The organism is Zestomonas ipomoeae (assembly GCF_057128665.1).
This window is the reverse complement of the sequence record NZ_JBSKHQ010000001.1, coordinates 540959-555250: the sequence shown is the minus strand read 5'-3', so window position 1 is coordinate 555250 and position 14292 is coordinate 540959. Positions and strand designations below refer to the sequence as shown.

Sequence of the window (14292 nt, the reverse complement as noted above, 5' to 3'; positions counted from 1 at the left end):
GACCGGAGGCGAAGTTTCCAGCGAGAACGCTTTTCCTCGGCTCGGTCACTGGCTAAGCTCGCCTTCTCCGATTCGCAGCAGAGACCTTCTCCATGGCGCAGCAATGGCCGGCCGCCGATATCGCCCGGCAGATCCTCCACGGTTTCGACGACTATCGCGAACACTTCCGCCAGATCACCGACGGGGCCCGCGCGCGCTTCGAGCAGGCGCAGTGGCTGGAGGCGCAGAATGCCTCGGCGGCGCGCATCAACCTCTATGAGGAGAAGGTCAGCGAGGTGGGCGAGCGCCTGCGGCACAACTTCAGCGAAGACGTGTTGCTGGATGTGGAACTGTGGCCTCTGGTGAAAAACGCCTACATCAGCCTGATTGACCTGCGCTTCGACGACGAGCTGGCGGAAACCTGGTTCAACTCGATCTTCTGCGGGCTGTTCAGCCATGACTGCATCAGCGACGGCACCATGTTCGTGCACACCACCCGGCCCTCGCTGCGCAGCCACGAGCGCGCGGCGCAGACCCGCAGCTATCGGCCCCAGGCGCACCTGCGCGGCATGCTCGAACAGATCCTCGAGGACTATCGTTTCGCCGAACCCTACGACGACCTGCCGCGAGATATCGAACGCCTGGAAACCCAGTTGCGCGCGCACCTGCCCGATTGGGTCTGCAAGGACCCGGAGCTGACCGTCGAGCTGTTCTCCTCGGTGCTTTACCGCAACAAGGGAGCCTACCTGGTCGGCCGCATCTTCACCCGCGACGAACAGTGGCCGTTGGTGATTGCCCTGGTGCACCGCGAGGGTCACGGCATCCAGGCCGACGCGCTGATCACCGACGAGGCGGAGGTGTCGATCATCTTCTCCTTCACCCGCTCGTACTTCATGGTGGACGTGGCGATCCCGGCGGAGTTCGTCGGCTTCCTCAAGCGCATCCTGCCGGGCAAGCACATCGCCGAGCTGTACACCTCCATCGGCTTCTACAAGCACGGCAAGTCGGAGTTCTACCGCGCGCTGATCAACCATCTCGCCAGCACCGACGACCGTTTCATCATGGCGCCCGGCGTGCGCGGCATGGTGATGAGCGTGTTCACCCTGCCGGGCTTCAATACGGTGTTCAAGATCATCAAGGATCGCTTCTCGCCGTCGAAGAACGTCGACCGCGCCACCGTGATCGAAAAGTATCGCCTGGTGAAGAGCCACGACCGGGTAGGGCGCATGGCTGATACCCAGGAGTTCTCCGACTTCCGTTTCCCCAAGAGCAAGTTCGAACCCGAATGCCTGGCCGAACTGCTGGAGGTGGCGCCGTCCACCGTGGTGCTGGAAGGCGATACGGTCCTGGTGCGCCACTGCTGGACCGAGCGGCGCATGATCCCGCTGAACATGTACATCGAAACCGCGACCGAGAGCCAATTGCGCGAGGCGCTCTACGACTATGGGCTGGCGATCAAGCAACTGGCGGCGGCGAATATCTTCCCGGGCGACATGCTGTTGAAGAACTTTGGCGTTACCCGCCACGGCCGCGTGGTGTTCTACGACTACGACGAGATCTGCTACCTGACCGAAGCCAACTTCCGGCGCATCCCGCCGCCGCGCTACCCGGAGGACGAAATGGCCTCCGAGCCCTGGTATTCGGTGGCGCCCAACGACGTCTTTCCCGAGGAGTTCCCCACCTTCCTGTTCGCCGATCGCGAGCACCGCAAGTTGTTCAAGGAGCTGCACGGCGATCTGTACAAGGCCGAGTACTGGCAGGGTTTTCAGGAGGCGATCCGCGCCGGCAAGGTGATCGATGTGTTCCCCTATCGGCGCGATGGGCGCCTGGAGGAATCGCGCTAGTCGGGCTGTTCGCGGGCGCTTTCCGAGCCCCGCGAAACACCTGTGCTCGTCCCGTAGGAAAGGACGGGGACGGCCGCTGAACTAATGGTTGCGAGCGTCGTCGATTCTTATATCGCCTGCTTACTTCCACTTTCAGAAGGCCGACTCCATGGACGAGCAAGAAACCCTCGGTTCGGTGCTTATGATCAGCGCTGCGCTCCTTCTTCTTATCGTGATGAGCAGTCTCGCCGACGCGGCACCTTTGGCGCCATCGGCGGACGACGCGCCTGCCCAGCGAGCCTGGCAGGCGTGCACGGCGTTGGCACCGCTGCCGGCCTCCCGTTGAGCCGACCGTTCATCAGGATCAGGGCGAAACAATCGCCAGCATCTAGTCTGTTAGTAAGAGGGCTGCGCCCTCGTTCCCAAGTCGTCAGAGGAGTGCAGTCGATGAGAGCTTGGTTTGCGCGTTGTACCTGGCAGTTGGGCGTCGCTTTGGGCCTGATCGAACCGCCGCGCTTGCAGCCGATCCGGGTTGAGCTGGAATCGCCGCCCCGCCGACGTTAGTTGGAAAGAGAACGAGCCGCCTTCGGGCGGCTTTTCTTTGCGCGTCCGGTCCGTTCCTAGGGGTGGAACGGTGGGGCCTCCAGCACTTCGATCAGCAGAGGGCGGTCCTGCGGTGCGTGGCGCAGCAGCTCGGCCAAGTGTTCGTAGTCGCAAGCACGCTCGGCGGCGCAGCCGAAGCCGCGGGCAATGGCGATCAGGTCCGGGGTGTAGATGTCCACGCCAATCGGCTCGATGTCGCGGCGTTGCATATAGCGCTTGATCTCACCGTAACCCTGGTTGTTCCACAGCAGCAGGATCACCGGCACCCTGGCTTCCACCGCGCTGGCCAGCTCCGGCAGGGTGAACTGCAGGCCGCCATCGCCGATCAGGCAGATCACCGTCCGGCCCGGTTCGGCCAACTGGGCGCCGATGGCCGCCGGCAGGCCGTAGCCGAGAGTGCCGTAGCCGGTGGAGGAATTGAACCAGCGTCGCGCGCCGTCCAGTTCCACCAGGTGGTTGCCGGCATACACGGTCTGCGTCGAGTCGCCGACGAAGCGGGCCTCGGGCAGCACCTCCAGTACCGTGTCGAATAGTTGGCGATAGTGGCCCCAGCCGCCGAGGTCTTCGGCCAGTCGCGCCAGGGCGGCAGCGGTGCGCTGCGCGCCGGGGCTGTAAGGCCCGGCGCTGCGCGGGTTGAGCCCGGCCAGCAGCATGCGCATGGCCAGGCGCGCGTCGCCGTGGATGGCCAGGGTCGGCGCGTGGTTGCGGTACAGCTGCTGTGGGTCGATGTCGATGCGGATCAGCTGGCCGGCGATGCGGAAGTTGCCGTCGAACACCACGTCGTAGTCGGTCTCGCCCAGTTCGGTGCCGATGGCCAGCACCACGTCGGCCTGGCGCGCCAGTTCCCGCACCGGCTCCAGAGACTGGTTGCTGCCCAGCAGCAGTGGGTGCCCCGGTGGCAGCAGGCCCTTGGCGTTGATGGTCAGTGCGGTCGGCGCGTCCAGCGCGGCGGCCAGGGCGCGCGCCTCGGCCTGGGCCTCGACGCAGCCACCGCCGAGCAGCAGCAAGGGGCGCCTGGCTCCGCGCAGCAGGTTGGCGGCTTCCTGCAGCAGGGCGCGATCCGGCGCGGGGCGGGCGCTGCGTGGCTTTGCCTGGAGACACAGGTGGCCGGCATCGGCGGTGATGATGTCCAGCGGCAGCTCGATATGCACCGGCCGTGGCCGCTCGCCCTCGAACACGGCGAAGGCGCGGGCCAGCACGGCCGGCAGTTCTTCGACGCTCATCAGCGTGTGGCTGAAAGCGCTGACTCCGGCGACTAGCCCGCGCTGGTCCGGCAGTTCGTGCAGGAAGCCGTTGCCCAGGCCCAGGCGGTGCCGTTCGTTGACGCTGGAGATCACCAGCATCGGGATCGAGTCGGCGTAGGCCTGGCCCATGGCGGTGAGGATGTTGGTCATGCCTGGGCCGGTGATGATGAAGCAGACGCCGGGTTTGCCGATCACCCGTGCATAGCCGTCGGCCATGAAGCCGGCTCCCTGCTCGTGGCGCGGGGTGATGTGGCGGATGCGGCTGCCGGGCAGGCCGCGGTACAGCTCGACGGTGTGCACGCCAGGGATGCCGAACACGGTGTCGACGCCCCAGGCTTCCAGTTGCTTGACGAGAAATTCGCCGCAGGTGGTCATGTCTTGATCCTGTGTAAGCAGTAGACCCTCACCCCAACCCCTCTCCCGGAGGGAGAGGGGGTGTGAGCTTAGCCGACTATCCAGTGCGCCATCAGCGCGATGATTGGCAGGGTGATCAGGGTGCGGATGACGAAGATCGCGAACAGCTCCATCACGTTCAGCGGCAGCTTGGCCTTGATGATCAGTACGCCCACTTCCGACATGTAGATCAGCTGGGTCAGCGACATGCAGGCCACCACGAAGCGCGTCAGCTCACTCTCGATGCCCTTGCCCAGCACCGCCGGCAGGAACATGTCGGCGAAGCCCACCAGCATGGCCGGTGCCGCCTTGGCGGCTTCCGGTAGCTGCAGCGCTTCCAGCAGCGGCACGATGGGGTAGGACAGCCACTGGAATACCGGGGTGTACTCGGCGATGGCCAGCGAAACGGTGCCGATGGCCATCACCAGCGGCAGCAGGCCGAGCCAGATATCCACCACGTTGAGCACGCCGACCCGCACCATCTGCAGCGGCGAGGGATTGCTGTTGGCACGCTTGACCGCCTGCGCCGTGCCCCAGCGCAGCAGCGAGACATTGCTCGGCACGTCTTCCCTGATCTGCTTGCCGACGCCGGCCAGGTAGTCGTCCTTTTTCCACGACAACGGCGGGATGCGCGGGGTGATGATGGCGGCAGCCAGGCCGGCGACCACCACGGTCAGGTAGAAGGGCACGAACAGGTGGTCGAGCTTCATGAAGCTGGTGATCAGCAGGCTGAAGGCGATCGAGGCGATGGAGAAGTTGGTGGCGATCACCGCCGCCTCGCGGGCGCTGTAGAAGCCCTTGTGGTACTGCTGGGCGGTGATCAGCACGCCGACGGTGCCCGAGCCGAGCCAACTGGCGATGGCGTCGATGGCTGAGCGCCCCGGCAGGCCGAAGACCTTGCGGAACACATTGCGCACCAGGGTGCCGCAGAACTCCATCAACCCGTAGTCGGTGAGCAACGGTAGCACCAGGCCGGCGACCAGGAAGAAGGTGATCAGCACCGGCGCCAGGTCCTTGAGCACCACGCCACCGGTGTTCGCATTCCAGATCCAGGCCGGGCCGAATTCCCAGAAGGTCATGATCGCGAAGGCCGTGCCGACTACCCGCAGGCTCAGCCAGAACGGATGCAGGTTGAACAGCTCGTTAAGCGCGGGGCGTTCGACGATCCAGTGCGGTTTGAACAGCGAGCCGATCAGGCCGAGCAGGCTGGACAGCGCCAGCAGTGCGACGGCGATGGCCGGCAGATAGGGGCCGCTGATCGCCTTCAGGCCGTCGGCGAGCAGGCCGAGGCCGATGGTGACCTTGTCGTCGTAGACGATGGGGGTCAGGAACAGCAGCACGCCGAGCAGGGAGGGGATCAGGAAAATCAACAGCTGGCGCAGATTGAAGGAGCGGTCGGCCGGGGGTTGGTCGTCCAGCAGCAGTGCGGGTTCGTCGTGGTTCATGGGTACACCTTGCTTATTGTTGTTCAGTGTACGGGCGCCGCGGCCGGCGCCCAGTGGTAATGAAAGGCCCTAACGGCGCTTTACACCGGGCAACACGCACAACATCTCGTAGAGCAGGTTGGCTCCCAGCAGCGAGGTGTTGCCGGTGGTGTCGTAGGGCGGGGAAACCTCCACCAGGTCGCAGCCCACCAGATCCAGGCCGTGGCAGCCGCGGATGATCTCCATCGCCTGAATGGTGGTCAGCCCGCCGATTTCCGGGGTGCCGGTGCCCGGTGCCCAGGCCGGGTCGATGCCGTCGATGTCGAAGGACAGATACACCGGGCCGCCATCGACCTTGGCGCGGACTTCTTCCATCAGCGGGGCGAGGGACTGGTGCCAGCACTCCTCGGCCTGCACCACGCGAAAGCCCTGCTTGCGGCTCCAGTTGAAGTCCTCGGCGGTGTAGCCCTGGGCGCGCAGGCCGATCTGTACCACGCGCTCGCAATCGAGCAGCCCTTCTTCGACCGCGCGGCGGAAGGTGGTGCCGTGGGCGATCTTCTCGCCGAACATGTGATCGTTGACGTCGGCATGGGCATCGATGTGCACCAGGCCGACCTTGCCGTGCTTCTTCCTGATCGAACGCAGGATCGGCAGGGTAATGGTGTGGTCGCCACCGAGGGTCAGCGGCAGGATGCCGTGTTCGAGAATGCCGTCGTAGGCCTCCTCGATGATGCGGATCGCCTCGGCCATGTTGAAGGTATTGATCGGCACGTCGCCGATGTCGGCCACGTTCAGCGAGTCGAAGGGCGCGGCGCCGGTGGCCATGTTGTAGGGGCGGATCATCACCGATTGGGCGCGGATTTCCCGCGGACCGAAGCGGGTGCCGGAGCGCAGCGAGGTGCCGATATCCAGCGGCACGCCGACGAAGGCGGCGTCGAGGGCATTGAGTTCGGCGGGCGTCTGGATGTGCGGCAGGCGCATCATGGTGGCGATGCCGCCGAAGCGGGGCATCTCGTTGCCGCCCAGGGGCTGGTGGAGGGTCTTGTCCACGGCAGGGCCTCATCATTTTGTTGTGTTTGTGGGCCGGATTCTTGGCCAACCGGGGCGGCGGAAAAATCGCTGGGGGCAAAAACTCAGTTCAGGAATTTGTGAACTGATTCCGTTGCCATCTGAGGTGGGCTTTGGCGTCATGCCTGCTGTACGAACGGAAGGCCGGGAAGATGGACGAGATCATCGGTGCGTTGCTACGTGTTGCGGTGTACGTGGTAACCGAGCTTTTCTTCGGCACGTTGTGCTATGGCTTGGGTTGGCCAGTGATATGGCTAGCGACCTTGGGTCGACATCCGCGCAAGGGATGCTGGCTGAACGGGTCGCGTGAAGAAGTGTATGTCTGCGCTGTTGGCATGCTGGTTCTCCTTTTCACGCTGTTGGCGATGCTCGGCCAGTTCTGAAAATGTTGATCGCGCGTTAACAGGCCGTTGAAAACGTCGGCGAGGCAGGCAAGACAAGGCCCAGGCGGCCCCGCAAAGCAGGCGAGGAAAGGTCGGAGTCGCGGGCGACTTACGCGCTGAAAATGAGCATTCCGACCGGGCTGGCGATCCAGCCTGTTTTTAACGCAGTACTGTCATCGCAGGTGGTTTTTCAACGGCCTGTTAATCATAAGGAGAAGGGAAATTGCCCACTGATCAGAAGATTGATTATCTGGAGCTGCCTGCGCGCGATTTCGATGCCGTCCAGGGCTTCTACTCGCAAGCCTTCGGCTGGACATTCACTGACTACGGCTCCGAGTACCGTGCTTTCAGCGATGGCCGGCTCGACGGCGGTTTCTATCGCTCCGAGGCCTGCTCCACAACGGCTAATGGTGCGGCGCTGATCGTGCTGTATGCCGACGATCTGGAGCATGCCCGGGAGCGGGTGCTGGCTAGCGGGGGCAGTCTGGTGAAGGACATCTTCTCGTTCCCGGGTGGGCGGCGCTTTCACTTCGCCGACCCCAGCGGCAACGAACTGGCGGTCTGGTCGGATCGCTAACTGCAGTGAGCGGACGGGGCGCCGCAGGGCGCCTCGCTCCGTTTGGCTATTGCCAGTCCTGCAGACCGTACTTGTCGAGGATGACCTTCAATTCCCCGGATGCCCTCAGCTTCTTCACACCGTCGCTGAGCAGCTGGGTGTAGGCCTTGGAGGTGGCTTTGGCCGGCGAGCAGGCGATGTACATGGCCACTGGCTCGGTCAGCGCGCCGGCGGATTCGACCTGGTCGGCCACCCCCATGTCCTTGAGCTTGGCTTGCATCACCGCCGGTGATTCCAGCACGCTGTCGACGCGGCCGGCGAGCAGCTTCTTGATGTTCTGTTCCAGCGCGTTGTTGGCATTCAGGGTTTGCGATTGCACACCATTGGCGGGTTGCTCGATGAAGGCGGCGAACTCCTCGTCGTAGGCGTAGCCGCCGATCAAGCCAACGCTGCGGCCCTTGAGCGAGGGCAGGCCATCGAAGCGCCACGGCTCGCCCTTCTTCACATAGAAATGCGATTGGTCCATGCCCAGCGGCTCGTCCGGGAAGACAAAGTCCGGGGCGTCTTCCTTATAGGCGCCGACTGCGCAGTCGTACTTGCCTTCGCGCACCATCAGCAGGGTGCGTTCCCAGGGCAGGGTGGCATAGTCCACGCGGTGGCCGCCGGCCTCCAGCGCAGCCTTGGCGATTTCGATCATATAGCCGGGTTTGTCCGAATTCGGCTTCCCGTTCATGGGATACCAGAGGTCGGCTCTCAGGGTGACGGTGTCGGCAAACGCCAGGCCGCAGAGGCTTAGCAAGGCAGGAATGAGCAGGTACTTCATGGGCTGGCTCCTGGCTGAGTCTTTCGGGGCGGTGTGCTGCGGCAATGAGGCCGCACCTTCTAACCCTAGCAGCCAGGCGCCGGCCGCGTTCCGTTTTCGACCGACTGAAGGCCGCGTTGGCATCGCGGTATGTCGCTCGCTTCGCTTGGCGCTAGACTGGGTTTCGTCCGCCACGGGTTGCCGTCCATGCCGTCCGATTTTCCCGACCTGAAACTACTGCGCATCTTCGTCAGCGTGGTCCGCCACCAAGGCTTTGCCGCAGCGCAGCAGGATCTGAACCTGTCCACCTCGGCGATCAGCACCTACATGAGCCAACTGGAAAGCCAGCTCGGGCTCACCCTGTGCCACCGCGGCCGTGGTGGCTTCAGCCTGACCAGCAAGGGTGAGCTGTACTACCAGCAAACCCTGCGCCTGTTCGGCGAACTGGAGGGCTTCGAGCGCTATGCCGCCGAACTCAAGGGCGAATTGCGCGGCACGCTCAACCTGGGCGTGCTGGATTCCACGGTGAGCGATCCGGCCCTGCCGTTGCCGGACGTGATCGGCGCCTATAGCCAGGAACACCCCGCGGTGCATCTGCATCTGGCGGTGCTGAGTCCATACGAGCTGCAACTGGCGGTGCTGGAGAACCGTCTGGATCTCGCCATCGGCGCCTTCTCGTCGCGCATGAATGGTCTGCTCGAGCAGCCGCTGTATCGCGAGCAGCACTGGTTGTATTGCAGTGACCGTCATCCGCTGTTCGAAGCGCGTGGCATTCCGCCGGAGACCATCACCCGCCAGCGCATGGTCGGCCGAGGCTACTGGAGCCAGGCGGAACTGGCCCGGCATGGTTTCAAGCACAGTGCGGCGACGGTGGAGAGCATGGAGGCGCAGTTGATCCTGGTGCTGTCCGGCGCCTACGTCGGCTATCTGCCCGAGCACTACGCGCAAGCGTGGGTCGAGCAGGGACGTCTGCGGGCCTTGCTGCCGGCGATCTTCGGCTATCAGGCACCGTTCTCGCTGATCCTTCGCCGCGGTCGCGCGCGCGAGCCGCTGTTGCAGGCGTTTCGCGACTTGCTCAAGGCGCGGCTGAGCCAGTCCTGAGCGCGACCCCGCCGGGATGGTCCCGCATACGCTTGATGAATGATCGTCGCCGAAGGAGATTCTCTGGTTCTATCCTCAGCCCATCGTCAACCGAACAAGCAATGAGGTATGCCATGCGTGAAGTGGTGATCGTCGACAGCGTGCGGACCGGCCTGGCCAAGTCCTTCCGCGGCAAATTCAACCAGACCCGCCCGGACGACATGGCGGCCCATTGCGTCAACGCACTGTTGGCCCGTACCGGCATCGATCCGGCGCTGGTGGACGACTGCATCGTCGGCTGTGGCTCCAACGAAGGCGCCCAGGGCTACAACATCGGGCGCAATGTCGCGGTGCTGTCCGGCCTGGGCATCCAGGTCGCCGGCATGACCCTCAACCGCTACTGCTCTTCCGGCCTGCAAGCCATCGCCATTGCCGCCAACCAGGTGGCGTCCGGCTGCAGCGATGTCATCGTCGCCGGTGGGGTGGAATCCATCAGCCTCACCCTCAAGAGCGTCAACACCGACAACCTGTTCAACCCGCTGATCAAGGAGCGCTTCCCCGGCATCTATTTCCCCATGGGGCAGACTGCCGAGATCGTCGCCCGCCGTTATGGTGTGACCCGCGAGCAGCAGGATGCCTATGCCCTGCAGAGCCAGCAGCGCACCGCGCGGGCCCAGGCCGATGGCCTGTTCGACGATGAAATCGTGCCGATGAGTGTGAAGTATGCGGTGGAAGACAAGGCCACCGGCGAGAAGAAGATCCTCGACGGCGTGGTCGATCGCGATGATTGCAACCGCCCGGATACCACGCTGGAAAGCCTGGCCAGCCTGAAGCCGGCGTTCGCCGAGGACGGTTCGGTAACTGCCGGCAACGCCTCGCAGCTGTCCGACGGTGCATCCATGACGCTGGTCATGAGCCTGGACAAGGCCCTGGCGCTGGGGTTGAAGCCGAAGGCATTCTTCCGCGGCTTCACCGTTGCCGGTTGCGAACCGGACGAGATGGGCATCGGCCCGGTGTTCTCGGTGCCCAAGTTGCTCAAGGCCAAGGGCCTGCAGGTAGCCGACATCGACCTGTGGGAACTGAACGAAGCCTTCGCGTCCCAGTGCCTGTACAGCCGCGACCGCCTGGAAATCGACAACGACAAGTACAACGTCAATGGCGGTTCGATTTCCATCGGCCATCCCTTCGGCATGACCGGTTCGCGCCAGGTCGGTCACCTGGTGCGCGAGCTGCAGCGGCGCAATCTACGCTACGGCGTGGTGACCATGTGCGTGGGTGGTGGCATGGGTGCCAGCGGGCTGTTCGAAGCGGTGCGCTGAACAAACCGGGAGCGACACGCACGGCCAGCGCCGTGCGTGCGATCGGAGAAGGGGAGCTTCAGCGGTCCTGCAACGCCGCCGCCCTGGCATAGAGCGCCTTGGCGAGCTGCATGCGCTGGATGTAGCGCTCGATCTGAAGTTCGGCATCGACCCGTGTGTAGAAGGGCCCTTCCAGGGTGCCCTCACGGGTGGCGAAAAAATACTGGCCGTTGATCGCGCTCACCCGCTCGCTGCGGTAGTGGGTGCCTGGGATTGGATCGATTTTGCGCTGGCCGAACATAGCGGGGACCCCCGAGAAGCGAGCCATATGCTTTTGAGTCTAATGGGCTGTTGCCGGTTTGCCGTCATAGCCGACAAATGGTCGCTGTTTTTCAGCTAGTTCCGCGATTTTCACTCTTTTGACGCCAGATTTACGCCGTTAGCCGGTACAGTTGCTTCGTGCAACTGTTCCTGTGCCACGCACAGGCTCCGGCCTAGAATGCCGTTTTGCGGCCATCGCCCGGCGATGGTCGCCGCGCATACGAGGCCGTCATGCATATCTCCTCCGGCCGCTGGCTTTATGGCCTGCTGCTCGCTCTGCTGACCACGCTGCTGTGGGGCATCCTGCCAATCAAGCTTAAGGAAGTACTACAGGTGATGGATCCGATTACCGTCACCTGGTATCGCCTGTTGATTGCCGGCTCGCTCCTGTTTGCCTGGTTGGCCGCCAGCCGGCGCTTGCCGAGCTTCCGCCCGCTGGGGCGCAGCGGTGCCTGGCTGCTGGTGCTGGCGGTCGCCGGTCTGGCGGCCAACTATGTGCTCTATCTGATGGGGCTCAGCCGGCTCAGCCCCGGCACGACGCAACTGGTCATCCAGGTGGCGCCGATTCTGCTGCTGATCGGCAGCATCTTCGTCTTCCGCGAACGTTTCAGCCTCGGCCAGGGCGTTGGCCTAGTCCTACTGCTGTTGGGCTTCGGCCTGTTCTTCAATCAGCGCCTGGGCGAACTGCTCACCTCGCTCACCCAGTACACCGCCGGTGTGCTGCTCATGCTGGCGGCGGCGTTGGTCTGGGCAATCTATGGCCTTGCGCAGAAGCAATTGCTGACGGCGTGGAATTCGCTGCAAGTGATGATGGTGATCTACCTCGCCTGCGCCGCGCTGCTGACACCCTGGGCGCATCCGCTGGAGGTAGCCCGGCTCAGCAACTTGCAGTTTTGGCTGTTGATCGCCTGCTGCCTGAACACGCTGGTGGCCTATGGTGCCTTTGCCGAGGCTTTGGCGCATTGGGAAGCGTCGCGGGTCAGCGCCACGCTGGCGACCACGCCGCTGGTGACGTTCTCTGCGGTCGCCGTGGCTTCCAGCCTGTGGCCCGAGCATGTAAAGCCGGAGCAGCTCAATCTGCTGGCTTATGGCGGCGCCACGTTGGTGGTGGTGGGTTCGGCGCTGACTGCCATAGGGCCGACCTTGCTGGCCAGTTGGCGGAGCCGGCGAGCACGCCTGGCGGCGAACCCCAGCGCGCTCTAGATTCCATGGCGATCTTTCGCGCGTAGCGCCGGGGCCGCCCCGGTCGCTTGGTTGGCGATTGCTGCCTGGCCCGGCCACGAGCCCATCATTCAGGCACGGCAGCCGAGGATTTCGGCCTTGCGTAGCCAGGTCTGGCGCTGTTCCTCCGAAGAGAGCCGCACCGGGGAGAACTCGGCCAGGCGGCGGGTCTTGATGCCACTGAAGCCGAGAATGGTGCGCACCATCTGCCGGTGAGCCGGCGCACCGTAGATCCAGCGGAAATACCAGGGCGGAGTATCCAGCGTCACCAGCAGGTCGGCAGTGCGGCCGCTGAGCAGCTTGTCCCAGGCCTGCGTGTGCCCACGGAACTTGAAGGCGAAGCCAGGCAGGAACACCCGGTCGAAAAAGCCCTTGAGCAGCGCCGGCATGCCGCCCCACCAGACCGGATAGACGAATACCAGGTGCTCGGCCCAGTGGATCTGTCGCTGGGCTTCCAGCAGATCGTTCTCCAACGCCTGGCTTTGGTCGTAGCCGGCATGGAGGATCGGGTCGAAGGCCAGTTCGCCGAGCCTGATCTGTCGCACCACGTGCCCTTCGCCTCGCGCGCCCTGGGCATAGGCATCGCCGAGGGCATGGCAGAGGCTGCCGCTCTTCGGCGAGCCATAGATCATCAGAATCCGCTTGCCGTCCCCTTCCAGTGGGGTTGCTCCGCTCTTGCTCCGTTCAGTCACTCTTGCCTGCCTCCAACATGGTTTCCGGGCGCACCCAGGTATCGAATTCTTCCGCGCCAAGATACCCCAGCGCCAGCGCCGCCTCGCGCAGGGTGGTGCCTTCGGCATAGGCCTTCTTGGCGATCTCCGCGGCCTTGTCGTAACCGATGTGCGGGTTGAGCGAGGTGACCAGCATCAACCCCCGTTCCAGATGCTCGGCCATTCGTGTCGCATCGGGCTCCAGGCCAGCGACGCAATGCTGCTGGAAATTCCGGCAACCGTCGGCGAGCAGGCGGATCGACTGCAGCAGATTATGAATGATGACCGGCTTGAACACGTTCAGCTGCAAATGCCCCTGGCTGGCGGCGAAGCCGATGGCGACGTCGTTGCCGAGTACCTGACAGGCGAGCATGGACAACGCCTCGCACTGGGTCGGGTTGACCTTGCCGGGCATGATCGAGCTGCCCGGCTCGTTGGCCGGCAGACGGACTTCGGCGAACCCGGCGCGCGGGCCGGAGCCGAGCAGGCGCAGGTCATTGGCAATTTTCATCAAGGCCACGGCGAGGGTCTTCAGGGCCCCGGCCAGGCTGACCAGCGGCTCGTGGCCGGCCAGCGCGGCGAATTTGTTCGGCGCCGAGACGAGCGGCAGGCCGCAAAGAGCCGCGAGTTCGGCGGCGATCGCTTCGGCGAAGCCATGGGGGGAATTCAGCCCGGTGCCTACCGCAGTGCCGCCCTGTGCCAGCTCGTAGACCGCCGGCAGCGCGGCGCGAATGGCCTGCTCCGCATAGTCCAGTTGGGCGACGAAGGCGGACAGTTCCTGGCCGAAGGTGATGGGCGTGGCATCCATCAGGTGGGTGCGCCCGGTCTTGACCAGGCTGATGTGCCGCGCGGCCTTTTCCGCGAGGCCGCCGGACAGCTCGGCAATGGCCGGCAGCAGGTCGTGTTGCACCGCCTGGGCCGCGGCGATGTGCATGGCGGTGGGGAAGCAGTCGTTGGAACTCTGCGCGCGGTTGACGTGGTCGTTCGGGTGAACCGGGCTCTTGCCGCCGCGTTGGCCCCCGGCCAGTTCGTTGGCGCGGCCGGCGATCACCTCGTTGACGTTCATGTTGCTCTGGGTGCCGCTGCCGGTCTGCCAGACCACCAGTGGAAACTGGTCGTCATGCTGGCCGGTGAGCACTTCGTCGGCAGCCTGCTCGATCAGCCTGGCGATGTCCGGCGACAACTCGCCGATGCGGCTGTTGACCCGCGCCGCAGCCTTCTTGATCAGCGCCAGGGCATGCAGTACCGGCAGCGGCATGCGCTCCTGGCCGATGGCGAAGTTGCTCAGCGAGCGCTGGGTCTGAGCGCCCCAGTAAGCGTCCTCGGGGACGTCGACCGGGCCCAGGCTGTCGGTTTCGGTGCGGCTCATGGCGGTGTGCTCCAAGCG

Annotated in this window: 15 protein-coding genes; 8 read left to right on the top strand and 7 right to left on the bottom strand. The window is 64.4% G+C overall.

Going from position 1 to position 14292, the window contains the following annotated elements; all coding sequences use genetic code 11:
• Positions 1-92 precede the first annotated feature (92 nt).
• The 3 genes from aceK to ACWKV7_RS02500 all read left to right on the top strand — a co-directional run bounded on the left by aceK (position 93) and on the right by ACWKV7_RS02500 (position 2366).
• Positions 93-1823, top strand: a complete 1731-nt coding sequence (gene aceK / locus ACWKV7_RS02510) for a bifunctional isocitrate dehydrogenase kinase/phosphatase (protein ID WP_483856051.1) — start codon at positions 93-95, stop codon at positions 1821-1823.
• Positions 1824-1971: 148 nt separating this feature from the next.
• Complete coding sequence (locus tag ACWKV7_RS02505; protein WP_483856050.1) at positions 1972-2148, top strand: hypothetical protein; 177 nt, start codon at positions 1972-1974, stop codon at positions 2146-2148.
• Between the two features lie 101 nt (positions 2149-2249).
• Positions 2250-2366: a PA1414 family protein gene (locus ACWKV7_RS02500; protein ID WP_483856049.1), complete on the top strand. Its 117-nt coding sequence runs from the start codon at positions 2250-2252 to the stop codon at positions 2364-2366.
• Positions 2367-2422: 56 nt separating this feature from the next.
• On the opposite strand, the gene ACWKV7_RS02495 is transcribed toward ACWKV7_RS02500, so the two are convergent.
• The 3 genes from ACWKV7_RS02495 to speB form a co-directional block, all read right to left on the bottom strand.
• A complete protein-coding gene (locus ACWKV7_RS02495; protein WP_483856048.1) occupies positions 2423-4024 on the bottom strand; it encodes a 5-guanidino-2-oxopentanoate decarboxylase in 1602 nt (533 codons plus the stop codon).
• A 68-nt stretch (positions 4025-4092) separates the two neighbouring features.
• Positions 4093-5487 (bottom strand): YjiH family protein, encoded by a 1395-nt coding sequence (locus ACWKV7_RS02490; RefSeq protein WP_483856047.1) that lies wholly within the window; start codon positions 5485-5487, stop codon positions 4093-4095.
• A 69-nt stretch (positions 5488-5556) separates the two neighbouring features.
• The gene (gene speB / locus ACWKV7_RS02485; protein ID WP_483856046.1) at positions 5557-6516 is read right to left on the bottom strand and encodes an agmatinase; all 960 of its coding nucleotides are present in this window, start codon (positions 6514-6516) and stop codon (positions 5557-5559) included.
• A gap of 170 nt (positions 6517-6686) precedes the next feature.
• Here speB and ACWKV7_RS02480 point away from each other — a divergent pair, with 170 nt between their 5' ends.
• Positions 6687-6917 carry a hypothetical protein gene (locus ACWKV7_RS02480; RefSeq protein ID WP_483856045.1) on the top strand — a complete coding sequence of 77 codons (231 nt, stop codon included), beginning with the start codon at positions 6687-6689 and terminating at the stop codon, positions 6915-6917.
• A 223-nt stretch (positions 6918-7140) separates the two neighbouring features.
• Entirely contained in the window at positions 7141-7494 is a 354-nt protein-coding gene (locus ACWKV7_RS02475; protein ID WP_483856044.1) for a VOC family protein, read from the top strand.
• 46 nt (positions 7495-7540) lie between these two features.
• Here ACWKV7_RS02475 and ACWKV7_RS02470 read toward each other — a convergent pair whose 3' ends face one another.
• Positions 7541-8296 carry a substrate-binding periplasmic protein gene (locus ACWKV7_RS02470; protein ID WP_483856043.1) on the bottom strand — a complete coding sequence of 252 codons (756 nt, stop codon included), beginning with the start codon at positions 8294-8296 and terminating at the stop codon, positions 7541-7543.
• A 186-nt stretch (positions 8297-8482) separates the two neighbouring features.
• Here ACWKV7_RS02470 and ACWKV7_RS02465 point away from each other — a divergent pair, with 186 nt between their 5' ends.
• Positions 8483-9376, top strand: coding sequence for a LysR family transcriptional regulator (locus ACWKV7_RS02465; protein ID WP_483856042.1), 894 nt, complete (start codon positions 8483-8485; stop codon positions 9374-9376).
• Positions 9377-9489: 113 nt separating this feature from the next.
• Positions 9490-10674, top strand: a complete 1185-nt coding sequence (locus tag ACWKV7_RS02460) for a thiolase family protein (RefSeq protein WP_483856041.1) — start codon at positions 9490-9492, stop codon at positions 10672-10674.
• 58 nt (positions 10675-10732) lie between these two features.
• Here ACWKV7_RS02460 and ACWKV7_RS02455 read toward each other — a convergent pair whose 3' ends face one another.
• On the bottom strand, positions 10733-10954 hold the full coding sequence (locus tag ACWKV7_RS02455; RefSeq protein ID WP_483856040.1) for a DUF6316 family protein: 222 nt from the start codon (positions 10952-10954) through the stop codon (positions 10733-10735).
• A 251-nt stretch (positions 10955-11205) separates the two neighbouring features.
• Between ACWKV7_RS02455 and ACWKV7_RS02450 the strand changes: the two genes are divergently transcribed.
• Positions 11206-12177 carry a DMT family transporter gene (locus tag ACWKV7_RS02450; protein WP_483856039.1) on the top strand — a complete coding sequence of 324 codons (972 nt, stop codon included), beginning with the start codon at positions 11206-11208 and terminating at the stop codon, positions 12175-12177.
• 89 nt (positions 12178-12266) lie between these two features.
• Here ACWKV7_RS02450 and ACWKV7_RS02445 read toward each other — a convergent pair whose 3' ends face one another.
• Together ACWKV7_RS02445 and ACWKV7_RS02440 are read right to left on the bottom strand one after the other, a co-directional pair.
• The gene (locus ACWKV7_RS02445; RefSeq protein WP_483856277.1) at positions 12267-12827 is read right to left on the bottom strand and encodes an NAD(P)H-dependent oxidoreductase; all 561 of its coding nucleotides are present in this window, start codon (positions 12825-12827) and stop codon (positions 12267-12269) included.
• 52 nt (positions 12828-12879) lie between these two features.
• Positions 12880-14274, bottom strand: a complete 1395-nt coding sequence (locus tag ACWKV7_RS02440; protein ID WP_483856038.1) for a class II fumarate hydratase — start codon at positions 14272-14274, stop codon at positions 12880-12882.
• Positions 14275-14292 lie beyond the last annotated feature (18 nt).

What these genes read in the sequence shown, in the direction of transcription:
- aceK (WP_483856051.1), top strand. Translation starts at nt 93, where the DNA reads ATGGCGCAGCAATGGCCGGCCGCCGATATCGCCCGGCAGATCCTCCAC.
- ACWKV7_RS02505 (WP_483856050.1), top strand. Translation starts at nt 1,972, where the DNA reads ATGGACGAGCAAGAAACCCTCGGTTCGGTGCTTATGATCAGCGCTGCG.
- ACWKV7_RS02500 (WP_483856049.1), top strand. Translation starts at nt 2,250, where the DNA reads ATGAGAGCTTGGTTTGCGCGTTGTACCTGGCAGTTGGGCGTCGCTTTG.
- ACWKV7_RS02495 (WP_483856048.1), bottom strand. Translation starts at nt 4,024, where the DNA reads ATGACCACCTGCGGCGAATTTCTCGTCAAGCAACTGGAAGCCTGGGGC.
- ACWKV7_RS02490 (WP_483856047.1), bottom strand. Translation starts at nt 5,487, where the DNA reads ATGAACCACGACGAACCCGCACTGCTGCTGGACGACCAACCCCCGGCC.
- ACWKV7_RS02480 (WP_483856045.1), top strand. Translation starts at nt 6,687, where the DNA reads ATGGACGAGATCATCGGTGCGTTGCTACGTGTTGCGGTGTACGTGGTA.
- ACWKV7_RS02470 (WP_483856043.1), bottom strand. Translation starts at nt 8,296, where the DNA reads ATGAAGTACCTGCTCATTCCTGCCTTGCTAAGCCTCTGCGGCCTGGCG.
- ACWKV7_RS02465 (WP_483856042.1), top strand. Translation starts at nt 8,483, where the DNA reads ATGCCGTCCGATTTTCCCGACCTGAAACTACTGCGCATCTTCGTCAGC.
- ACWKV7_RS02460 (WP_483856041.1), top strand. Translation starts at nt 9,490, where the DNA reads ATGCGTGAAGTGGTGATCGTCGACAGCGTGCGGACCGGCCTGGCCAAG.
- ACWKV7_RS02455 (WP_483856040.1), bottom strand. Translation starts at nt 10,954, where the DNA reads ATGTTCGGCCAGCGCAAAATCGATCCAATCCCAGGCACCCACTACCGC.
- ACWKV7_RS02450 (WP_483856039.1), top strand. Translation starts at nt 11,206, where the DNA reads ATGCATATCTCCTCCGGCCGCTGGCTTTATGGCCTGCTGCTCGCTCTG.
- ACWKV7_RS02445 (WP_483856277.1), bottom strand. Translation starts at nt 12,827, where the DNA reads ATGATCTATGGCTCGCCGAAGAGCGGCAGCCTCTGCCATGCCCTCGGC.
- ACWKV7_RS02440 (WP_483856038.1), bottom strand. Translation starts at nt 14,274, where the DNA reads ATGAGCCGCACCGAAACCGACAGCCTGGGCCCGGTCGACGTCCCCGAG.